At 68.5% G+C, this 22,135-nt stretch carries 12 protein-coding genes; 6 read left to right on the top strand and 6 right to left on the bottom strand.

Features of this window, described 5'->3' with window-relative positions; all coding sequences use genetic code 11:
* Positions 1-3: 3 nt before the first annotated feature.
* From ACFYO0_RS33780 to ACFYO0_RS33760, 5 genes are all read right to left on the bottom strand, one after another.
* On the bottom strand, positions 4-2,013 hold the full coding sequence (locus tag ACFYO0_RS33780; protein WP_388683781.1) for a glycoside hydrolase family 31 protein: 2,010 nt from the start codon (positions 2,011-2,013) through the stop codon (positions 4-6).
* Positions 2,013-5,639, bottom strand: coding sequence for a beta-galactosidase (locus ACFYO0_RS33775; RefSeq protein ID WP_388683780.1), 3,627 nt, complete (start codon positions 5,637-5,639; stop codon positions 2,013-2,015). Before ACFYO0_RS33775 ends, ACFYO0_RS33780 begins: the two co-directional genes overlap by 1 nt.
* A gap of 44 nt (positions 5,640-5,683) precedes the next feature.
* Positions 5,684-7,567: a glycoside hydrolase domain-containing protein gene (locus ACFYO0_RS33770; protein ID WP_388683779.1), complete on the bottom strand. Its 1,884-nt coding sequence runs from the start codon at positions 7,565-7,567 to the stop codon at positions 5,684-5,686.
* Positions 7,568-7,694: 127 nt separating this feature from the next.
* Positions 7,695-10,730 carry a TIM-barrel domain-containing protein gene (locus ACFYO0_RS33765; protein ID WP_388683777.1) on the bottom strand — a complete coding sequence of 1,012 codons (3,036 nt, stop codon included), beginning with the start codon at positions 10,728-10,730 and terminating at the stop codon, positions 7,695-7,697.
* A gap of 314 nt (positions 10,731-11,044) precedes the next feature.
* Positions 11,045-11,944, bottom strand: a complete 900-nt coding sequence (locus ACFYO0_RS33760) for an SIS domain-containing protein (RefSeq protein ID WP_388683774.1) — start codon at positions 11,942-11,944, stop codon at positions 11,045-11,047.
* Between the two features lie 165 nt (positions 11,945-12,109).
* Here ACFYO0_RS33760 and ACFYO0_RS33755 point away from each other — a divergent pair, with 165 nt between their 5' ends.
* The 3 genes from ACFYO0_RS33755 to ACFYO0_RS33745 are packed head-to-tail and all read left to right on the top strand — an operon-like array spanning position 12,110 to position 15,256.
* The gene (locus ACFYO0_RS33755) at positions 12,110-13,360 is read left to right on the top strand and encodes an extracellular solute-binding protein (RefSeq protein WP_388683773.1); all 1,251 of its coding nucleotides are present in this window, start codon (positions 12,110-12,112) and stop codon (positions 13,358-13,360) included.
* A 4-nt stretch (positions 13,361-13,364) separates the two neighbouring features.
* A complete protein-coding gene (locus ACFYO0_RS33750; RefSeq protein WP_388683770.1) occupies positions 13,365-14,336 on the top strand; it encodes a carbohydrate ABC transporter permease in 972 nt (323 codons plus the stop codon).
* Positions 14,336-15,256, top strand: a complete 921-nt coding sequence (locus ACFYO0_RS33745; protein WP_388683769.1) for a carbohydrate ABC transporter permease — start codon at positions 14,336-14,338, stop codon at positions 15,254-15,256. The genes ACFYO0_RS33750 and ACFYO0_RS33745 overlap by 1 nt, the downstream gene beginning before the upstream one ends.
* A 140-nt stretch (positions 15,257-15,396) precedes the next feature.
* Here ACFYO0_RS33745 and ACFYO0_RS33740 read toward each other — a convergent pair whose 3' ends face one another.
* Positions 15,397-16,185: a DeoR/GlpR family DNA-binding transcription regulator gene (locus ACFYO0_RS33740; protein WP_388683766.1), complete on the bottom strand. Its 789-nt coding sequence runs from the start codon at positions 16,183-16,185 to the stop codon at positions 15,397-15,399.
* 195 nt (positions 16,186-16,380) lie between these two features.
* Here ACFYO0_RS33740 and ACFYO0_RS33735 point away from each other — a divergent pair, with 195 nt between their 5' ends.
* The 3 genes from ACFYO0_RS33735 to ACFYO0_RS33725 all read left to right on the top strand — a co-directional run bounded on the left by ACFYO0_RS33735 (position 16,381) and on the right by ACFYO0_RS33725 (position 22,118).
* On the top strand, positions 16,381-17,214 hold the full coding sequence (locus ACFYO0_RS33735; RefSeq protein ID WP_388683765.1) for a ketose-bisphosphate aldolase: 834 nt from the start codon (positions 16,381-16,383) through the stop codon (positions 17,212-17,214).
* A 613-nt stretch (positions 17,215-17,827) separates the two neighbouring features.
* Positions 17,828-19,396 (top strand): sigma-70 family RNA polymerase sigma factor, encoded by a 1,569-nt coding sequence (locus tag ACFYO0_RS33730; RefSeq protein ID WP_388683763.1) that lies wholly within the window; start codon positions 17,828-17,830, stop codon positions 19,394-19,396.
* Positions 19,397-19,997: 601 nt separating this feature from the next.
* Complete coding sequence (locus tag ACFYO0_RS33725; protein WP_388683760.1) at positions 19,998-22,118, top strand: non-reducing end alpha-L-arabinofuranosidase family hydrolase; 2,121 nt, start codon at positions 19,998-20,000, stop codon at positions 22,116-22,118.
* The last annotated feature ends 17 nt before the right edge of the window (positions 22,119-22,135 follow it).

Below are 22,135 nucleotides of genomic sequence, written 5' to 3'. Positions count from 1 at the left end.
CCCCTACCGTTCCGCGCCGGTGCGCGCGAGCGCCTGGTACGCCTTGGCGGCGCCCTCGGCCTTGAGGTTCACGAACGCCGGGGTCACCCCGAGCGGGGCCGCGTACCCCTTGAGCGTCACGGGACCGCGGACGACCTTGCCGTTGGTGACGTCGCGCCACGTTCCGGACGGCAGGAAGACGTCCCGGGTGGTCCCTTCGTCGAGCTTGGGCGCGGCCAGCACGGCCGGGCCGAGCATCCACTCGTCGGTGACCGTGTAACTCGCCTCGTCCTTCGGGAAGTCGAAGAACAGCGGCCGCATGATCGGATCGCCGGTCTTCAGGGTGCTCTGCACCTGATCCCAGATGTACCGGGCCAGCCGCTCGTGCGTCGCGATGGCCGACCGGTAGAGCTCGACCGTCTCCTGGTCGTAGCCGACCCACTCGCCGGTCGTCGCGTCCTGTACACCGGTGGGCGAGGTCGAGGCGTACATCAGTGGCATCAGGGAAGCCGCCTGCGCCCAGCGGGCCAGGACCTCCTTGGTGGGCGGCGGATAGCTGAGCGAGCCGCCGATCATGTCGGTCTCGACGAAGGGGTAACCGATGGTGGAGACCGCCATGTTGGCCGAGACCGCGGCGCGCAGCCCGGCGAAGGTGGTCGGTTTGTCGGCCGTGCGGGTGGCGAAGCCCTTGTCCTGCGCGGCGTTCCACGCGACCCGCAGCCCCGCCCCCTGCTGGTCGAACTCGTCGGCCAGCTCGGTGCCGTACTTGACGTAGTCGGCGCGGCTGGCTCCCGGATAGGGGGCGCACCGGTCGTCGAAGAAGACGGTGTCGAACTTGAACCCGGAGACCCCCAACTCGCTTGTCTGTGCCTTGAGATCGTCGGTGTACCACTGCCGGGCGGCGGGGTTCGCCAGGTCGATCAGGCCGGTCTGCCGGCCGTTCCACCAGGTGAAGAGGCACGGCTTGGACGGGGCGGACGGGTCCTTCAGCAGATACCCGTTGTCGACGGCTTCGGAGAAGTTGGCAGCGGTCTCGGGCATGTACAGGCCCGTCCACATGCCGAGGTCGAAGCCGAGGCGGTCGAGTTGCCCGGACAGGGCGGGCAGTTCGGGGAAGCGTTCGCCGAAGTCGGCGGCGATCACGCTCTCCTCGATCTGCACCGTGTGCCCGCCGAGCCCGGCGCCGGCCAGCGAACGGGCCCAGGCGAGGACGTTCTCCTGGTTCTGCTCGCCGTAGAGCTGGGCCCAGGAGTTCCACAGCGGAGTCGCGTACTGCTCGTAGGAGGTGTCGGAGCGCTCGGGCTTGCCGACCAGCGCGATGTGGTCGCGGTACACCTCGGCGGGGGTGTCCTCGACGAACACCGTGGAAGCGGCGGGCCGGTCCCCGGTGACGGTGAACTCGCCGAGCCCGTTGCCACCGGAGTTGATCCGCACGTCCATCGGGTCGTTCGTGTCCGCCCGCAGCCCGGTGGCGCTGGAGGTGTACCAGAAGGGGGCGACCACCTGGTACGACGCCGGACTGAACCCGGGGTCCACCAGCTGTCCGGAGTCCAGGGGCCACGGCTGGACTGTCTGGTCGCTGTTCTCGCCGTGCCCGTACCAGTGCCCGGCGCTGCTCAGGTCGTACGCCGTGCTGAGCGCGTCGGCCCGGGCGCCCGACAGGGACCACTTCATGTCGTACCGGTCGGAGCGCAGGGTGATCCGCAGATCGACGGTGACGCCCTGCAGATCGGTGGCGGCGGCGACGCGCAGGGTGTTGCCGTCACGGGTACTGCCGGTGACCTCCCGGACGAGGTGCCAGTCGGCGCCGATCCGGAACCGGAACGCCGTCGGCGCGGTGGCCAGGACGGTCCTGCCCGCCCGTACCGTGGTGAGGGCCAACCGGTCGGTCGCGACGCGCAGTGCGTAGCGCGGTGTCGTCAAGGTGATCGGCCCGGTTTCGGCGGCGGTCGCCGGGGCCGCCGTGCCGAGCAGCGGGGCGGCCAGGAGCAGCGCCGCCGCGCCGTTTCGGAAGGTTCGTCTCAGCACGGGCATCAGACACCGCCGCCGCACGTCAGCTTGGCGTCCGCCCAGTCGGCGTGGTCCGTGGACACATCGCCGTCGCCGTCGACCAGCAGGTCCAGCCAGCGGGCGCCGGTCACGTCCACGTCGATCGCGGCGCCGCCGTCGGAGCCGTACAGCACCGGGGTGGTGGCAAGGGTGCGGCCGTCGGCGATCACCTCGAAGGAGACGCTGCCGTTGTCGCCTACCTCGTCGTCCACCCCGGCGGTGGCGGTGAACCGGGTGCAGCCGCCGCCGAGATAGACCCGGACCTGGCTGTTCGCGTGCACGCCGAGACCCTTGTCGTACGAGGTGCCGCCGACCGAGAGCGTCCGCCCGTCGCCGGCCGCGGACTCGCCGTTGGAGGCGTCCTTCTCCACCGGGCCCCAGCCGTTGACCGCCTTGACCAGGGTCAGGTCGCTGACATGAGCGTCGGCGGACAGCCCCGGCGGCGGCACCTGCACGGCCCGTACACCCGTGACGGTGCCCGGACGGCCGGGCTGTGTGAGCGTGGCGGTCGCGGACAGGACGGCGTAGTGGACCGGGTCGCCGGGCGGGGTCACGGTGTAGGTCGCGGTCACCGTGTCGCCGGGCCGCACCCGGTCGAAGCGTGTGGTGTCGTCGGTGGTCGAGGTCCAGCCGTCCGGGGCCTTCAGCGCCAGCTTGACGTTCCGGGCGGTCGGCGCGTCCTTCGGCACGCTCAGGGTGACGGGGACCTTGGCGGCGGTACCGGTGCCCAGGAACGGCTCGGCGTCGACGGTGACCTGGGCGCCCGAGTCCGGCATGGCGTACGTCTTGGCGTTGCACGAAGGCGCGGCGACGGTGCGTACGTCGACACCGCCGGCGGAGGCACCGAGGTCCACGAGCTTCGCCGAACCCGGGCCCGCGTCAGCCTTGGTGGACCAGACGGCCAGAGCGATGGAGTTGGTGCCCTGCTCGCGCAGGATGCCCTTGGGGATGACGAACCGCGTCTGGGGCCCGGTGTCCGGCAGGTAGCGGCCGATCAGCCAGCCGTTGACGAAGATCTGGGCGCGGTAGCCGGTACCGCCGTCGGCTTCGGCGAGATCGAGTGCGATCGCGTTGTCCTGGCCCTGCGGCAGGTCGAGCCGGGCGGACGTGCGGTACCAGCGCACGCCGGGCCCGGTCTTCCCGGACTGCCCGGACAGGGTGGTGCTCTTCCAGCCGCCGTCGGGGAAGCCCGGCAGCGACCAGCCGGCCCGCTCCCCGTACAGCCCGCCGTTGTTGTACGGGCCCCGGGCAGTGTCGACCGGGTCCTCGCCGCCCCGGCTGCCCTGGATCCTCCAGGTGAGCGTAGAGGCCCCGCCGATCACCTCGGCGCCGAGCAGGCCACGCGGCTCCTTGGAGTAGTCGTGGCCCCATTCCTCGTTGTGGCCCGCGTTCTCCACGAGGACGGAGAGCACGTTGTCCCCATTGTCTTTGCTGTCCTTACTGTCCTTCAGCGTGCCCGCCGGGATGTCGAAGGTGTGCGCGCCGTCGCGGGAGCTGCCGAGGTAGCGTCCGTTGAGCCAGACCGCGTACTGGCCGGTCGGCCCCGTGTTGGCGTCGAGTGCGAGCGCGGTCGCCGCCCCGGTGGTCCTGAACCGGCCGCGGTACCAGACGTTGCCGTGGTGGTAGCCGTACTCGTCCATCGCGAGGACGGGCAGCGACCCTTCCAGTGCGGGGTTGTTGGCGGTGAGGTGTTCGGCGGTGGTCCAGGTGGAATCGTCGAAGCCGGGAGCGGACTCCGGTGCCTCCTCCTTGTGCTTCCACCTGGTCAGCTCGGGCAGCTCGACGGGGCGGGGTGCCTGGGTGACGGCGACCGTGCGGCCGTTCCAGGTCATCCTCTTGGCCTTCTTGGTGTCCGCGATGACCTCGATCTTCGCGGCCTTGGTGGAGTCACCGGTCAACTTCAGGGTCGAGCCCGCCAGTTCGGCCGTACGGACGAGGGACGGGCCTCGTACGAGAACCGGGCCTGCGGCGGTGTCCTGTTGCCACCAGTGGGCGGTCTCGGCGGTGTCGGCGATCAGCAGTTCCATGCCGTTCACCAGCACGCGGGCCAAGCCCTTGTGGGTGTAGTTCAGGCGCAGGTCGCCGCGTTCGGCGTCCCAGGTGGTGGTGACATCGCCGTCGAGGACGGTGACCTCGGGCCGCTCGGCGTACCGCAGCACGGTTTCGCCGGCCTCCCCCTCACGCCCGTACAGCAGCGCAACGTCCCGGTCACCGATCCGGGCATGCGTCATGATCTCCGAGGTGGAGTAGACGAGCCGCTGACTCTCGCTCAAGTCGTAGCCCGCGACGAGCAGTTTGGCGTCCCGGCCGTCGACGGTGATCTCGCCCTGCTGCGGTACGCGCGGGTAGTCGCCGTCCGCGCCTTTCAGCGACAGAGTCGTCTCGTCCTTGTCCTTCACGCGGGTGTCGGCGTGCCGGACGGTGAAGAACTGGGTGCCGTCGTCCGGATTGACGCGCCGGTCGATGCGCAGGGCGTCGTCGGACGGGGCCGGGGCCTCGGCCTTGTCGGTGCGCGCCAGCGAGGTCACGGAGTTGACCATGTACCCCAGGCGCTTGAACTCCTGGTACTTGTCCGTCAGTTGGCGGGACTCGTTGATCGGGGCCCCGTAGTCGTACGACGTGTAGACCGCGTTGGGGTCGGCGAGCCAGCCCCAGTTGGTGCCGCCGTACGTCATGTAGAAGGACTGACCGCTGACGCCGGCGGCGATGTTCATCTTGCTGAACACCCGGGTGAAGTCGGTGCCGGTGAGTTTCGCGCAGTCCTGGTATCCGGTGCCGCCCCAGGGGTCGAAGGCGCCGCCCTGCGCCTCCGGAATGATCAACGGGGACTCGGGCTTCCACTCGTTGACGTAGGAATAGTCCGGCAGGTTCTTCCAGGCGTCGGGGTCCTTGCAGTCGAAGCCCTGCGGGTAGGCGTCGAACCCGTAGATGTCGGGGGCGCCCTTGCCGCTCACCCAGTTCTGGTTGGCGCCGCCGTCGTTGACGAAGGTCGGCACGTCGATGCCGTCCTGCTTCGCCCAGTCGATCAGCGTCTGCATGTAGTCGGCGTCCTGGCGGCCGCCCTGGTACTCGTTCTCGACTTGATAGAGGATCACATTGCCGGTGCCACGCGTGAGCTGGTGCCGCGCGATGATCGGGTTGATCCGGCTCATCCACTCCCTGGCCGCCTTCATGTACTCCGGCTCGGAAGTACGGTTCACGCCGGCCTGCGTCTTCCGCCATGCGGGCATGCCGCCACCGGATACCTCCGCGTTGATGTACGGGCCCGGCCGGGCGATCACATACAGGCCCGCGCGCTCGGCCTCGTCCAGCAGCCGCTCCACGTCACGGGTGCCGGTGAAGTCGTACGAGCCCGGCTTGGCCGAGTGGTAGCCCCAGTCGAAGTAGAGCGAGACGGCGTTGAATCCGCCCGCCTTGATCTTCTGCAGCACGTCGCGCCACGCGTCGGGGCTGGGCAGCCGGAAGTAGTGGAACTCGGCGCCCCAGATGTACAGGGGTTTGCCGTCGACCCGCACGGAGTACTGGTCGTAGGTGACGGTGTGCGGTGCCTGGGCCTCGGCCCGCGGCTGCGCCTGGGCCGGTGTCGCGATCCCCGTGCTGGTCAGGGGCATGACAGACAGAGCTCCGGCAAGCAGCAGAGCTCTCCACTTACCCCTCATGTCGTCAGCCCCTTCACAACGGCCGCCCGCGCGGTCTGCATGTCGCTGACGTCCTTCGTCCGGCCGTCGAGGTCCCGCGTCGCGGTGGTGAGTGCCTCGGTCAGGGCGTCGCTGTCGGCGCCGCCGTCCTTCTTCCGCAGCTGAGCGACGAGTTCGTAGTCCTCGATGCCCTCCTTCAGCTGCTCCCAGCGGATGCTGGACATCGGGCCGTCCTTGCCCGGGTAGACCAGATACTCGTCGCCCTGGGTGAAGATGTGCACCGGCTGTTTGAAGGGGTCGCTGGTCCAGCTGTTGTACGACCAGCGCAGGAAACCGTCCAGATTCCGCTGGGCGGAGATCCACGGCAGCATCCGCGACTCGACGGCGGGCGAGTACGACAGCGTGTTGGGGTGGGCCGGCGCTCCGTACACGTAGAAGGTCGTGGTCTTGCCGGCCTTGCGCCGCTCCGCCACCTTCTCCTTCGTCATCGCGTCGATGCCGCCCCAGTCGACGGACAGGTTGGACGCGACGCCTTCGGTACTGATCGAACCGGCCACGGAAATACGGTCGTCGAAGACCGGCGCGACCTCGTGGACGAAGTCCTTGACGACCGTCATGGTGTCGATGGGCCGCTCGTCGAAGGACAGCCACGTGTCCTCCAGCCAGCCCTTCTTCTTCAGATGGGCCTCGAAGGCGGGCAGGTACGCTCCCCACGCCTCCCGCCAGCGCTCCCCGCCCAGATCAACGTTCTCGTAGACGGTCTTGCCGGTGCGTGTGTCGGTGTAGGTGAGGTGCTCCTGATCCTGGAACGCCAGCATGGAGAAGGCGCCGATGTCGGGCCCGAGCCCGGACCGTCTCGCCGTCTGGACGTACTTGTCCCAGCGGGAGAAGTCGAAGGCGAACTCGTCACCGTCCCACGTCCAGCCCACCATGCTGGTGTACGGCGTGGCCGTCTGCGACTCCCGGGTTCCGAGCGACCACTGATGGTGCCACGGGTTGTCGACGATGGTGGTGTTGATGACCTTCTGGCCGCGCGACGCCAGATCGCGGTTGTACTTCTCGATCAGCTTCCAGTGCTGGGCGGACCAGAGTTTGACGCCGTGATTCTTGGCGATCGTCTCCGGCTGCGCCCATACGTCGAGGAAGAAGTCGTAGTCCCCCGGGTCGGGCACGCTCGCGTCCGCGACCTCGATCGTCAGCGGGTAGCCGGCCTGGGTACGGCCGTCGGCGTCGACCTTCACCGTGCCGGTGTAGGTGCCGGGCCTGGCCTTCTCGGGGATCTGGAAGGTGAACCACAGCGGCTGCGCCGCGTACGCGGGCACGTCCACGGAGGAACGCTCCTCGAGCGCGTCGCCGACCACATCGGGGTTGCGGTCGCCGGAGACCTCTTTGCCGGAGCTGACCTGGTCGATGGTGGCGGACCAGTCGACCTCACTCTTGGAGCGCTGCACAGGCACGTACTTGACGAACCGGACCTGCGTGTCGTCGCCGGAGAGCTTCGCACCGCCGGGCCCGGTGAGGTCGCCGACCACGGCCTTGACGTTGTCGAGATCCTTGCCGGACGCGATCGCCAACTGCGCCGAGACCTGCTCGTTGCGCACGGCGGAGAGCTTCAGCTCCTTGGTGTCCTTGCCCTTGATGGCGGTCATCGGGTAGCGCGGGACACGTTCCTCCGCGGAGCCGGCGAAGGAGCCGGTGGGAACCCAGGTGATGGTGTCCCTGGTGCCCATGGCGTCGGCGACCTTGACGGTCAGCCAGGTGGTGGTGGCCTTGGAATTGAGGTCGGAGCCGGTGGTCGCCGTGCCGGTGGTCGCCGTGCCGGTGACGGCGATCGCGGTGGTGCTCGCGGCCACGACGACGCCCGCGACGAAGCCGGCGACAACTGAGGACGTACGTGCCATGGGGGTGGGTTCCCTCTCTCATGGACGTGCAGGGAGTGGTCCCCGGCAGGCCCCACGGGGGGTGGAGGCCTGCCGGGAAGCGGGAGCGGGCGCCAGTGATGCCAGTGGTGCAACTGGCGCCCGGTGATCAGGAGGTGACGGAGAATCCGCTGAAGACGGCTTCGATGTTCTCGCCCGGATGGTTGGCGTTGGCCGCGCTGGCGACCATCCCGGCGTCACCGGTGCCGGTGGCCGACGGCACCTGGGCGGTGCCGACCTGCGACCAGGTCTCGCCGTCCTTGCTGGCGTACGCGGTGTAGGTGGCGCCGTCCCGGGTCAGCCTGAGATAGGCCGGGTGGTAGGTGGAGCCACCGCCCGCCCAGGTGTCGAGCTTCCCGTCGCCGTCGCTGTCGGTCATGAACTCCAGTCCGTACTGCTCGGTCATGACCAGCACCGCGTAACCGCCCTTTTCCGGCGCCGTGAGGTCGTTGGCGAGGGCGACGCCGGCCTTGCCGACCGGTGATGCGCTGTCCTGGGAGACCAACTGGGCCTGCACGGTGGCCTTCTCCCCGGCGGCGTCGTCGCGGTAGATGACGCCCTTCTCGTCCTTCCAGCCGGACAGGTCCTGGCCGCCGGCCCAGATGGCGAACTGGTCGCCGCCCTGGGCGTATTGGGCGCCCCCGGAGGTCGTGTCGGCCGTCAGGTACGGCTCCTGCACGCTGCCCGGGGCGGCCTTCACCTGCGCAGGCACGGTGTCGGACACCTTCTGCGAGCCGTTGTGACCGGTGTAGGTGACGGTGCCGGTGAGATCGTGGCTGCCCCATCGGGCGTCGTCGGCCGGGGTCACCGTCCAGGTGGTGGTGAGTGTGGCGCCGTTCTTGAGGTACCGCGCGGTGGTCGGGCCGGTCGCCTGGGCGGTCCATCCCTCGGGCAGGTCCAGGGCCGCCTTGGCGTTCCTGAGGGTCCCGGTGCCCCAGTTGGTCACCCCGGTGGTCACCTCGAACGGCTTACCTGCGTCGGTGGAGGGGGCGTCCGGGGTGATCAGGACGGAGGCCGCTGGTGCGTCGTCGCGCTTGAGCGCCTTGACGGCCTTGGCGGCACCCTGGGCCTTGAGGTTGACGAAGGCCGGGGTGACGCCGAGCGGCGCCGCATACCCCTTGAGGGTCTTGGGGCCGCGGATCACGGTGCCCTGGTTCACGTCGTACCAGGTGCCGGAGGGCAGGTAGACGCTCCGGGTGGAGCCGGTGCTCAGCTTGGGCGCGGCCAGCACGGCCGGGCCGAGCATCCACTGGTCGGTGACCGTGTAACTCGGCTTGTCCTTCGGGAAGTCGAAGAACAAGGGCCGCATGATCGGATCGCCGGTCTTCAGGGTGCTCTGCACCTGGTCCCAGATGTAGGGGGCGAGCTTCTCGTGGGTCTCGATCGCCTCCCGGTAGAGGTCGACCGTCTCCTGGTCGTAGTCCACCTTCTGCCCGGTGGTGGTGTCGTTCGTGTCCACCGGGGATGTCGAGGCGTACATCAGCGGCATCAGCGAAGCGGACTGCGCCCACCGCACCAGCACGTTCTTCGACGGTGCGGGCTGGCCGCCGGAGCCGCCGATCATGTCGGACTCGACGAACGGATAGCCGATGGTGGAGATGGCCAGGTTCTGGGTGGCGGAGGCACGCAGGGAGTCCCAGCCGGTGCCCTTGTCGACCTGGCGGGTGACGAAGCCCGCCTCATGGGCCGTCTTGTTCCAGTGCACCCGGATGCCCGCGCCCTGGAGGTCGAACTCGTCGGCGAGCTCCGTGCCGAGCTTCTGGTAGTCCGTGGCCTGGTGTCCCTCGCGCGGTGCGCACTTCTCGTCGAAGAAGCGGGTGTCGAACTTCAGCCCGTCGATGTCGTACTTGTCCATCAGGGTCTTGAGGTTGCCCTCGTACCAGGCCTTGGCGTCGGGGTTCGCCAGGTCGATGATCCCGGCCTGGCCGTTCCACCAGGTCACTTCACACGGCTTGCTCGTGTCCTCGGCGTCCATGAGCAGATAGCCCTTGTCGACCGCGTACTGGTAGTTGTCGGAGTCCAGGTTGATCCACAGGGTGACCCAGATACCGAAGTCGAACCCCATGTCGTGGATCTTGTCGGACAGGCCCTTGGGATCGGGGAAGGTCTTGGGATCCCAGGTCAGATTGCCGTAGTTCGACTCCCACTTGTCGTCGAGCTGGATGGTGTGCCCGTCCAGACCGTTGTCGGAGAGGTCGGTGGCGTAGTCGAGCAGTTTCTCCTGGTCGATCTTGGTGTAGAACTGCGCCCAGGAATTCCACAGCGGCTTGGCGTACTGCTCGTAGGGGGCGTCGCTCTTGGTCGGCTTGCCGACTATGCCGACGTAGTCGCGGTAGACCTCCAGCGGGGTCGACTCGACGAACACGGTGGCCTTGTAGGTGTCCGATGACTCGACCGTGAAGCGGCCGAGGCCGTCCTTGCCCTTGTTGATTGCCACGTCCATGACATCCCCGGTGTCGACGCGGAGGCCGGTCGCCGTGGAGGTGTACCAGAACGGGTCGATCATGTCGTACGACGCCGGGCCGAAGGCCTTGTGGTCGACCTCGCCGGTGTCGAGCGGCCAGGGCTGGTTGACACCGGGGCCGCCCTGCGGGGTCTCCGCCTCGCCGTGGCCGTACCAGTGGCCGGCCGACGACAGGTCGTAGGCGAGACCTAACTGGTCGGGGCTGCCGCCCTCGACGTCCCAGCTCAGGTCGTAGCGGTCGGCTTCGGGTGTGAGCCGGGCCTCGATGGTGGCGCCGTCGAGGGTGGTGTCGGTGGTGAGGGTGAGGACGCCGCTCCGCCAAGTCCAGTCGGTGACCGCGGTGGCGTGCTGCCACTTGCCGGCGGAGCGGAACCGGAGTCCTCCGGTGTCGCCGCCCGCGGTGCCGAGCACGGTTGTTCCGGCGCGTTCGGTGGTGAGGGCGAGTTCGTCGGTGGCGATGTCGACGGTGTAGCCGGGTGCCTTTCCGGTGCCCGGCACGGACAGGGTGAGGCCGTCCGCGCTCTCGGACACCTTCGGCTGGGCTGCGGCGTCTGCCCGGGCTGCGGTGTCCGCGCGGGCCGGTGCGGTGAGGGGTTCGGCGACGGGCGGGATGAGCGTCAGGGCCAGGGCGGCTGCCACAAGTGTGCCGAGGCTGCGCGGTCTGAGCGGTTGTGTGCGCACTCACGTCCTCCTGCGGGGCGGGGCATGGCGTGATGAAGCTGCACTGCAAGATCATGCGTATTTCTGTTCATGTTCTGGCGATAAACGTCAGCTGTCAACACTCACCTCCATGATTTATCAGCAGCATCACTGGCCACTGTCGGCCCTGGTGACGGTTGGTTTCCCGGGTCCGCCCCCTGCCTCGGGAGGCCGCGGACCCGGGGAAAACGGCTGTAAATTCCGTGTGAACCGCGCCCGATTCGAGCGGTTCCGATTCCTGTGCGCGGATCTGGTGGCCGGCGGTGCGGCCAAGGGCTGCCGAGGCCCGGCCGGGGTCAGGTCAGGATCACCGAGCGGGTCAGATGGCGAGGGTTGTCCGGGTCGAGCCCGCGCGCCCCGCCGAGGGCCGTGGCCAGCCGTTGCACCACGATGAGATCGGCCACCGGGTCGCGCCCGAGGGCGACCAACTGGCCGCCGGTGCGCGCGATTTGCTCCGGCAGACCGCCGGGAACGGCCGCCGGATCGCCGAACCACCAGGCCACCCGGCCCGGCCCGGTGATGCTGATCGGCCCGTGCCGGTACTCCATCACCGGGTACGCCTCCGTCCATGCGCCCGCCGCCTCGCGCATCTTCAGTGCCGCTTCCTGGGCGATCCCGTATGCCCAGCCCCGCCCGAGGAAGGTGAACTGCTCGGCGCCGAGGAGCTCTTCGGGCAGTGGCTCGACCAGCGCCGAGGCGGCCTGTGCCTCCAGATGGCCGAGGTCCTCACCGAGCAGGGCGCGCAACAGCACCAGTTCGGTGGTGGCGAACCGGGTCTGCACCACCGACGTCTCGTCGGCGAAGTCGAGCACGACGGCCGCGTCGGCGATGTCCATGACCGGGGTCGCCGGGTCCGCGGTGACCACGACGGTGGGCGTCCGGCCGCGGAGCCGGCCGAGTAGTTCCAGCACCTCAGAGGTGGTGCCGGACCGGGTCAGCGCGACCACCCGGTCGTAGGCCCGGCCGGCCGGCATCTCGGAGGCCGGAAAGGCGTCCGTCTCCCCGTGGCCCCCGGATTCCCGGAGCACCGCATAGGCGTGGGCCATGAACCAGGAGGTGCCGCAGCCCACGACGGCGACCCGCTCACCGGGCCTGGGCATGGCCGCGTACGCGGGGTCGTCCGGCCGCCGTGCCAGTTCGGTGGCGCGGCGCCAGCACTCGGGCTGGGTGGCGATCTCGATCTCGGTCCGACTCATGAAAGGGCTCCCGTCTCCGTGCTCATGGGGCCGCGGCACAACCGAGTCGTAACCGTCGGCCCTTGACATCATGCGCGATTTGTTGGGCATGATGGACATCGATGCTTGATCTTAGCCACTTTCAAGCAGAAACAATCACACAGTTGCAGTGAAGGTGGGTACCCCGTGAAACGGCACCTCGTAGGTATCGCAGCAGGTGTGGCCCTCGCCCTGGTCCTCACCGGATGCGGCAAGGGAGGTTCGTCCGGCGGCGGCGACGCCGACGGAAAGACGATCAGATTCGTGGCCGCGAAGTACGACGATGACACCCAGCCCTACTGGGAGAACCTCATCAAGGACTTCGAGGCCGAGAACCCCGGCTACCAGGTCGAGTTGGAGGTCGTCGACTGGGAGCAGATCGACTCCAAGGTCAAGACGTACACCCAGACCGGACAGCAGCCCGACGTCCTCAACTACAACAAGTTCTCCGACTTCGCGCGCGACGACCTGATCTACCAGGCCAAGGACGTCGTGTCGCCCAAGGTGCTCGACGACTTCCTGCCGCTGTTCGCCGACCAGGCGCAGTACGAAGGCGTCCAGTACGGCCTGCCGTTCATCTCCAGCGCGCGGCTCTTCTTCTACAACAAGGACATCTTCGACAAGGCCGGGATCTCCAAGCCGCCGTCGAGCTGGGCCGAGGTCGAGGACGCCGCCGAGAAGGTGAAGGAGGCCGGGGACATCCCGCTGGGCCTGCCGCTCGGCGCGGAGGAGGCCCAGGCCGAGTTCTACATCTGGGCGATGAACAACGGCGGCGGCTGGACCGACAAGTCGGGACAGTGGGCCGTCGACCAGCGGGCCAACGTGGAGACGCTGGACTTCCTGCGGAAGCTCACCAAGGCCGGTCTGACCCAGCCCAATCCCGAGGCCACCAACCGCAAGGACGTCTTCAACCAGTTCGCCCAGGGGAAGATCGGCATGATCAACGGCGCCGTCTTCATGCGCAAGGGCTTCATCGACACGGTCGACAAGAACCTGAACTACGGAGTCGCGCCACTGCCCAGCAAGGACGGCACAACGCACAACACGCTCGGTGTCCAGGACTACCTGGTGGCCTTCAAGAAGGACGAGGACAAGAGCCGCGAGGCCGTCAACAAGTTCCTCGACTTCTTCTACCAGAAGAAGAACGCCTCGAGGTTCCTGTCCACCGAGGGGTTCCTCTCGGTCACCAAGTCGGCCGGTGATGCGCTGAGTTCGGACTCCGCCTACTACAAACCGTTCGTCGACGCGCTGTCGGGCGCGCGGTTCGCACCCACCGACAACCCGAACTGGGCGACCGTCGAGGGAGCCGTGAAGCAGCGCATCGGTACCGGCGTGTCGAGTGCCGAGCCCGAAAAGGTCCTCAGCGAAATCCAGAAGACCGCTGAGAAGGACGGCTGACGGGGTGGCCGTACAGAACGTCACCGCACGCACCGTCGGGGCGAAGAAGGACCGGACCCCGGCGGCACCGGAACGCGGCTCCCGCCGCCCCCGGCCCGCGCGCCGTCTGCGGGCGCTGGAGCCGCTGCTGTGGCTCGGCCCCGCACTCGTACTGATCCTGGCCGTGGTCGTCTGGCCCGTCGTCGAGATGGTCCGCACCTCCCTGATGGACATCAGCTCCACCGGACTGACCCAGGGCTTCGCGGGCGGCGCCAACTACTCCGAGCTGTTCGCCGAGCCGGACCTGCCGGGCGTGGTACTGCGCACCCTGATCTGGGTGGTGGGCGTGGTGACGGTCACCATCACTGTCTCCCTGGGCCTGGCGCAGTTGCTCAACGCCCGTTTCCCGGGGCGTCGGCTGGTCCGTTGGGCGCTGATCGTGCCCTGGGCGGCGTCGGTGCTGATGACGGCGCTCACCTGGCGCTGGATGCTCAACAACGTCTACGGCGTCGTCAATCGCGTACTGATGGACGTCGGAATCCTGGACAAGCCGGTGAACTGGCTCGCCGACCCTGTTCAGGCATTCGCCTGGATGATGGCCGCGGCGGTCTTCGTCTCCCTGCCGTTCACCGCGTTCGTCATCCTCTCCGGGCTGGGAACCATCCCGGCCGAGGTCTACGAGGCGGCCCGCCTCGACGGCGCAGGACCGGTCCGCACCTATCTCGGCATCACACTGCCGCTGCTGCGCCCGTCCCTGCTGGTTGCCGCGATCATCAACGTCATCAATGTGTTCAACTCGTTCCCGGTCATCTGGGCGATGACCCGAGGCGGCCCCGGCTTCTCCACCGACACGACCACCACCTATATGTACAAACTCGCGTTCGACAATCAGGACGTCGGCGAGTCGGCCGCCATGGCCGTGGTGAACTTCGCGCTGATCCTCCTGGTGGTGCTGGTGTATCTGCGCGTCGTCCGCCGCCGAGAGGAGACCGGCTGATGTCCTCCGCCACGGCCGAAACAGCACCGAGAGCCGAACCCGCGCCCGGAACCGCAGCCAAAGGCGCGGCGACAACCGCCCGGAGGCGGCGCCCGCCCCGGCTGCGCACCGTACTGCTGACCGCGGTGGGCTGGCTGGTCGCCCTGACGTTCCTCGCGCCATACCTTCAGATGCTGCTCACGGCCCTGAAGCCGACGCCGGAACTGATGAAGTCACCGCCGTCCTATCTGCCGTCACAGTGGGAGTGGTCCAACTTCGCCGACGTCTGGTCGCTGCAGGATCCGCCCGTCAGCGACGCGCTCTGGTTCTCGCTGTACGTCGCCGGGATGTCCACGCTCCTCGCACTGGCCGTGGGCCTGCCCGCCGCGTACTACACCGCCCGCAACCGCTTCCGCGGGCGCGGCGCCTTCCTGCTGCTGGTGCTGATCACCCAGATGTTCGCGCCGACCGCACTGCTGGTGGGCATCTACCGGGAGATGGTCAGCCTCGATCTCACCGACACCGCGGAGGGGCTGATCCTGGTCAACGCGGCGTTCAATCTGCCGTTCTGCATCTGGATCCTCAACGCGTACTTCGCGAGCATCCCCAAGGAGCTGGAGGAGGCGGCGTACATGGACGGGGCGGGACGGCTGGGCGCGCTGGTCCGGGTCACCCTGCCGCTGGCGCTGCCGGGAGTGGTGACCGCGCTCGTCTACACGTTCATCGGGGCCTGGAACGAGTACGTCGTCGCGCTCACCATCACCTCGTCCGGCGACCGGACGACGCTGACCAAGGCCATTCCTGGATTCGTCACGGCGTACCAGGAGCAGTGGCAGTACCTCTTCGCCACCTCGCTGATCGCGATCGTGCCGGTCGTCGTCCTGTTCGTCTTCGTGGAGCGCTATCTGATCAGCGGTCTGACGGCCGGCGGCATCAAGTGATCCGCCGGGCAGGCCCATGGGGCAGGGGCGGGGTCGGGGTCAGGACTCCGACCCCGACCCGGGCCTCGGCCGGGGCTCTGGCCCCGGCCCCTGCCGCACGCCCGCCGGCCCCGGCCCCGGCCCCGAACATGCGAAGCCCCTCAGGCCCGGACGATCTCCACGCCCGCCGCGGCAAACGGCTCGGTCACCTCGGGGCGCGCCGCTTTGTCGGTCACCAGCACATGGACATCCTCCACCGGGCAGATCCGGGCGAAGGCCCGCCGGCCCAGCTTGGACGAGTCCGCGACCACGATCACCTGTTCGGCGCGGAGGGCCAACGCCCGGTTGATGCCGGCCTCGCCCTCGTCCTGGGCAGTGGCCCCGTGCCTGACATCGATCGCGTCGACGCCGATGAAGACATGATCGAGCGTGATCTGTGCGAGCACCTCGGTGGCCAGCGGCCCGGTGAGTTCGTACGAGGCCGGGCGTGCCACACCCCCGGTGACGACGAGCTTCACATGGCGGCGTACGACCAGCTCGTTGGCGATGTTCAGCGCGTTGGTGACGACCGTCAGCGAGGGGCCGGCGCCCTCCGTGCTCAGCTCGGGCCTGACGGCCAGCGCCCGGGCCACCGCGGTGGTCGTGGTGCCACCGTTCAGCCCCACCACGGCACCCGCCTTCACCAGGCCCGCCGCCGCATCGGCGATCCGCTCCTTCTCCGGAGCGTTGCGCGCGGCCTTGTAGCGGAGCGGCAGGTCGTACGCGATCGCGTTGATCACGGCGCCGCCGTGCGTGCGGGTGACCATCTGCTGGCGCGCCAGCTCGTCCAGATCACGCCGGATCGTGGCGGCGGAGACCCGCAGTTCGTCCGCGGCGGCGTCGACCTCGATCCGCCCGTCGCGCGTCAGCATCTCCAGCAACGCGCTCCATCTGGCCTGCGGTGCCGCCATGCGTTGTCCCCTGTTCGTGGTGTGCGGGCCCATGAACATCACAGGCCGAAGTCCGAATCTCCCAAGCCCGGATCTCTGAAGCCCGGATTCGTTGAGCCCAGGCGTGAAGGCCTATGCCTGTTTGAGCATTTTATCCCGCCAAAACAAGCGAATTCATGCACGGCTTCACAGCTGAGGAAAGGCCACTACTACCCCATGCCCCTGATCTCCACCGCCGAACTCGTCCGCTCCGCCCGCGCCGACGGCCGCGGCGTCGGCGCGTTCAATGTGATCACACTCGAGCACGCCGAGGCGATCGTCGCGGGCGCCGAGGCTGCCGGAGCACCGGTCATCTGCCAGATCAGCGAAAACGCGGTCCGCTTCCACGGAGGCTCCCTCGGCCCCCTCGCCTCCGCCACGGCCGCCGTGGCGGAGGCCGCCCGCGTCCCGGTCGGCCTGCATCTGGACCACGTCACCGACGAGGCGCTGCTGCGCCGCGCCGGCGACTTCGGCTTCGGCTCGGCGATGTACGACGCCTCGGCGCTGCCGCACGACGAGAACGTCGCCGCCACCCGCGCCGCAGCCGACTGGGCCCACACCCAAGGCCTGTGGCTGGAGGCCGAACTCGGCAAGATCGGCGGCAAGGACGGCGTACACGCCCCCGGAGTCCGTACCGATCCCGACGAAGCGCGCGCTTTCGTGGCCGCCACCGGCGTCGACGCGCTCGCCGTCGCGGTCGGCAGCTCCCACGCGATGACGACCAGAACCGCGAAACTCGACCACGAACTCATCGCCCGGCTCGCGCACGCCGTCCCGGCCCCGCTGGTCCTGCACGGTTCGACCGGCGTACCCGACGACGAACTCCGCCGAGCGGCCATGGGCGGCATGACGAAGATCAACATCGGCACAGCGCTGAACATCGCCTTCACCGAGGCGATTCGCGACTTCATCGCCGAGGACACACACACCGTCGACCCACGGACCTACCTGGCGACTGCCCGCACCCGCATGGCCGAGGCGGTGGAGCATCTGCTGCGGGTCCTCGGCTGATGGTGGCCCGCTGACAGCGGTGGCCGATGGTGCTGAAGGAGCCCTTCACGGAGAAGTGCCCGGCCAGATGCTCCTTCTCCACCGCGATGGGCGGCGGGTCTCAGCCTTGTGCCGCGGTGAGTCCCTCGCGCAGAAGTGCGGCCGGCTCGGCGGGCCGGGACAGGCAGGGGGAGGGTGTGGTGTCATCCAGCCACAGCCCCGCTGGGCGCGCTGCGACATGGCCTCCTGAACCTCCTGGGCGATGACGGGGATGGCGGCGTCCTGCTCGAATATGACGTAGGTACTGGGATGGAGTGCCAGGCCGCCTTCGCCATTGGCTGGGACACCCACGGGAGCGACTGGAGCCCGCGCCTCGACACCCACAGGAGCGACTGGAGCCCGCGCCTCCCGGGTGGTCTCCGGGGCGACGTCGGCGTAGAAGATCCCCTCGGGACGCAGCGCCTGGAGTCGGCGATGGAACGCCGCCGGCAAGCCCACAACGCGCGGTACCGGCCCTCCAAGTCGGCGCAGGCCGGTCCAGTGACCCAAGGCACAGGCTCTGGCCGCATGCGTTTGCCGACGCTTAAGGTGTGGCGCCGCAGTCGGCGGATCGCTCCCCTGAGGGAGGGTGGGAATGAGGCTCATGGATGCGGACCACGCGCGGCTGGTTGTCGCGGCGCAGGCCGGTGACGATCGAGCGCGCGAGGAGCTGATCGCCGCGTACCTGCCGTTGCTCTACAACATCGTCGGGCGAGCGCTGAGCGGACATGCCGACGTCGACGACGTCGTCCAGGAAACCCTGCTGCGCGTGGTGCGCGACCTGCCTGCCCTGCGTGCCCCGGAGAGCTTCCGGTCCTGGCTGGTGTCGATCACGCTCCGCCAGATCAGTAACCACTGGCACCAGCAACGCGCCTTCGCCGACCGGACAACGGTCATCGACGAGGCACGCCAGATACCGGACGCCGGCGCCGTACCTGAGGACATGACGATCCTGCGTCTGCATGTGTCGGACGAGCGCCGTCAGGTTGTCGAAGCCCGCCGGTGGCTCGACCCGGACCATCGGGTGCTGCTGTCGCTGTGGTGGCAGGAATGCGCCGGCTCGCTGAGCCGTGACGACATCGCCGCCGCGACGGGGCTCACGGTCGCCCACGTCGGAGTGAGCCTGCAACGCATGCGCGAGCAGCTGGAACTGAGCCGGACGATCGTCGCCGCGCTGGAGGCCGACCCGCGCTGTCCGCAGTTGGACGAGACCGTCGTCGGCTGGGACGGTCTCCGTACATCGGTGTGGCGCAAGCGGATCGCGCGGCACACCCGCGGCTGCCCGGTCTGTACGGCGACGACGACAGAACGGGTTCCGGCCGAACGACTGCTCCTCGGCCTCGCGCCACTGGCCGTCCCGGCCGGGCTCATCGCCGCGCTGGCCGCCAAGGGCCTGCTGTCGGGTACGGCCGCGAGCGCCGCCGGGCTGGCCACGGCACACGTCGCCGTCGGCACGGCGACGGCGACGGCGACGGCGACGGGGGGAGGCGGTCTGCACGTCTCGCTGATCGGCAAACTCTACGCGGCGACCGCTCATCCGCTGGTGGGCCTCACCACCGGCGCGGTGCTCATCACCGGGACCGCCACCTACGTGACCTGGCCCGAACCGGCGCATCGGGTGCCCGGCGCCACCGCCGCTCCCACGGTCGGCCATCCCACGCCGATCCCGTCGCGAAACGCCACGTCGGCCGTACCGTCCCCGGTGAGTCCGTCCGCCGTCGCGGGCATTGTTCCGCTGGGCGCACAGTCGCTGGAGTCCGTGGACAAGCCCGCCCTGTACCTCACGTATGCCGGCGACTTCGCGACGCTCGGCCGGGTCCCCGCGTCCGGCAGCGCGAAGACACGGCAGCGGGTCACCTTCACGGTCATCCGGGGGCTGGCCGACACACGGTGCGTCACCTTCCGCGCCGCCGACGGCCGCTATCTGCGCCATCGTGACCTGCGGCTCCAGATGACCACCAACGACGGCAGCGAACTGTTCCGTGAAGACGCCACCTTCTGCCCGCGCCCCGGGGCGGTCGCCGGATCGGTGACCCTGCACGCGCACAACTATCCCGGATCGGTCATCCGCCACCGCGACGGTGGCATCTGGCTGGATGGCTCCGACGGCACGAAAGCCTTCGCCGGCCAGGCTTCCTTCATCATGCGCAGGGCCTGGGCCTGAGAACCGCTCCTTGAGCATTCTTGGACCGAGTTGCGCAGTGACAGCTGGTTGATCCTGCACCACGCCGTTCTCAGCCCGGCAGTGAGCCGAGTGCTGCGCCGAAGCCGGCTTCGATCCGCATTCATCGACGGCCGCCTCGCCGAGACCGGCCTGAAGGCTGATCACCGCAACCGCAACCGATATCACTCCAAAGACCTTCACTGATGATCAGGGCGGCGCGCCCTTTCCACAGGGACGACCGGACTGCGGGGCTTGGCATAACGCCTTTTGCCTGCGAGATGCATCACTGAGCAATCGTCCGGACGGCGCGACTTTTCTGTTACGAGGGCGCGGGTTCGCAGGCCTCCACTTCGTGGGACGCCCTTCCCGCCGCTCACCATGACGTGCCGGCGTGGCAGGTTCCCCGACTTCCCACGTTGACGTATCCCCTGAAGAAAGCCGCTCCCATGACGCGACACACCCACGAACCCCGGGCGACCGGTACGCAGGAACGGCCCCACGTCCTGCACCGCACCCAACCCGCGGCGGATCAGGCCGTACCGGCCGATGCGCGCACGATCACGGCACCCGGGGTGACCCGCGACCCTCGAAGAGGGGAATCATGAAGGGCCTGCACCGGCTCGGCCGGCGTCGCCGAGCAGTGGTGACAGGACTGTCGGCCGCGGCGGCCGTGGCCGGTGTCGTGACGCTCCTCCCCAGCTCCGCCGGAGCCGCCACCCTGGGTACGCAGGCGGCCCCCTCGGGCAGGTACTTCGGCACCGCTGTGGCCGCCGGAAGGCTCGGTGACTCGACGTACTCCACGATCTTGGACCGGGAATTCAACATGATCACCCCGGAGAACGAGATGAAGTGGGACGCCACGGAACCCTCCCGGGGATCGTTCAACTTCGGTCCGGCCGACCAGATCGTCAGCCACGCGACCTCCCACGGGCAGCAGCTGCGCGGGCACACTCTGGTGTGGCACTCCCAGTTGCCCAACTGGGTCAGCGGCATCACCGACGCTGCCACGCTGCGCAGCGCGATGAACAACCACATCACCACCGCGATGTCCCATTTCAAGGGCAAGATCCACTCGTGGGACGTCGTCAACGAGGCGTTCGCCGACGGATCCACCCAGCTCCGCAGCTCGGTGTTCCAGAAGGTGCTGGGCAACGGGTTCATCGAGGAAGCGTTCCGCACCGCCCGGGCGGCCGACCCGGCGGCCAAGCTGTGCTACAACGACTACAACATCGAGAACTGGACCGACGCCAAGACTCAGGGCGTGTACGGGATGGTGCGCGACTTCAAGTCCCGTGGCGTACCCATCGACTGTGTCGGGCTCCAGAGCCACTTCGGCGCCGGCGGGCCGCCGGCAAGCTTCGGCACCACGCTGTCGAACTTCGCGGCGCTGGGCGTGGACGTGCAGATCACCGAGCTGGACATCACCACCGCCCCGCCGACCGCGTACGCCAACACCGTCAAGGCGTGCCTGAACGTGTCGCGGTGCACCGGCATCACCGTGTGGGGCATCCGCGACAGCGACTCGTGGCGGAGCTCGGACACCCCGCTGCTGTTCGACAGCGGCGGCAACCCGAAGCCGGCCTACGACGCCGTGATCAGCACCCTGGGCGCCGGCACCAGCTCGTCCGCCGGCCCGTCCGCCGGCCCATCCACCAGCCCGTCCACCAGCCCGTCGTCGACTGATCGACCGCGCACAAAGCCCCGACGAGTCCGCCCAACGGCCAGTGGGACCACCACGTCCCCCTCCCCGTCCGCCACCGGCTCCCTGCCGTCGACGTTCCAATGGAGTTCCAGCGGGGTGTTGATCGCGCCGAAGTCGGATGCGAGCCACAACATCGCCGGGATCAAGGACCCGTCGGTGGTGCACTACAACGGCAAGTACCACGTGTTCGCCAGCGTGGCCGACTCGTCCGGCTACAGCATGGTGTACCTGAGCTTCACCGACTGGTCGCAGGCGGGTTCAGCCACCCAGCACTACCTGGACCAATCGCCGATCGGCAAGGGGTATCGGGCTGCGCCGCAGGTGTTCTACTTCGCACCGCAGAACCTGTGGTATCTCGTGTACCAGACCGGTGACAACGCGTCGTACTCGACCAATGCGGATATCAGCAACCCGAACGGGTGGAGCGCCCCGAAGGGCTTCTACTCCTCAATGCCGACGATCATTTCGCAGAACATCGGCAATGGGTACTGGGTGGACATGTGGGTGATCTGCGATTCGGCGAACTGCTACCTGTTCTCCTCCGACGACAACGGACAGCTGTACCGGTCGCAGACCACGCTGTCGCAGTTCCCCAACGGGATGACCAACACCGTCATCGCCGCGCAGGACGCCAACCGCAACAACCTCTTCGAGGCCGCCAACGTCTACAAGGTCCAGGGCAAGAACCAGTACCTGCTGACCGTGGAGGCGATCGGGTCGGACGGCCGACGCTACTTCCGATCGTGGACGTCGGGCAGCATCGACGGCTCGTGGACCGCGCTGGCGGCCAGTGAGAGCAACCCGTTCGCGGGGGCCGGCAACGTCACTTTCCCCGCGGGCGCGTGGACCAAGGACATCAGCCACGGGGAGATGATCCGGGCCGGGTACGACCAGACCCTGACCATCAGCCCCTGCAAGATGCAGTACCTGTATCAAGGCAGAGACCCCAACTCCAGCACCGACTACAACAGCCTGCCCTGGCGACTCGGGCTGTTGACTCAATCCAACTCCACCTGCTGATACTCCGGTCCGACTTC

The sequence above is a fragment of the Streptomyces sp. NPDC006365 genome (assembly GCF_042870755.1).
Lineage (GTDB): Bacteria > Actinomycetota > Actinomycetes > Streptomycetales > Streptomycetaceae > Streptomyces > Streptomyces xiangluensis.
Note: the sequence above shows the minus strand (reverse complement) of the source record. Positions and strands in the feature narration are given on the sequence as shown.

Bases quoted from the DNA above. Each gene is read 5' to 3' on its own strand.
- ACFYO0_RS33735 (WP_388683765.1), top strand. From the start codon at position 16,381: ATGCCCCTGATCTCCACCGCCGAACTCGTCCGCTCCGCCCGCGCCGAC.
- ACFYO0_RS33730 (WP_388683763.1), top strand. From the start codon at position 17,828: ATGAGGCTCATGGATGCGGACCACGCGCGGCTGGTTGTCGCGGCGCAG.
- ACFYO0_RS33770 (WP_388683779.1), bottom strand. From the start codon at position 7,567: ATGGCACGTACGTCCTCAGTTGTCGCCGGCTTCGTCGCGGGCGTCGTC.
- ACFYO0_RS33745 (WP_388683769.1), top strand. From the start codon at position 14,336: ATGTCCTCCGCCACGGCCGAAACAGCACCGAGAGCCGAACCCGCGCCC.
- ACFYO0_RS33740 (WP_388683766.1), bottom strand. From the start codon at position 16,185: ATGGCGGCACCGCAGGCCAGATGGAGCGCGTTGCTGGAGATGCTGACG.
- ACFYO0_RS33780 (WP_388683781.1), bottom strand. From the start codon at position 2,013: ATGCCCGTGCTGAGACGAACCTTCCGAAACGGCGCGGCGGCGCTGCTC.
- ACFYO0_RS33775 (WP_388683780.1), bottom strand. From the start codon at position 5,639: ATGCCCCTGACCAGCACGGGGATCGCGACACCGGCCCAGGCGCAGCCG.
- ACFYO0_RS33760 (WP_388683774.1), bottom strand. From the start codon at position 11,944: ATGAGTCGGACCGAGATCGAGATCGCCACCCAGCCCGAGTGCTGGCGC.
- ACFYO0_RS33725 (WP_388683760.1), top strand. From the start codon at position 19,998: ATGAAGGGCCTGCACCGGCTCGGCCGGCGTCGCCGAGCAGTGGTGACA.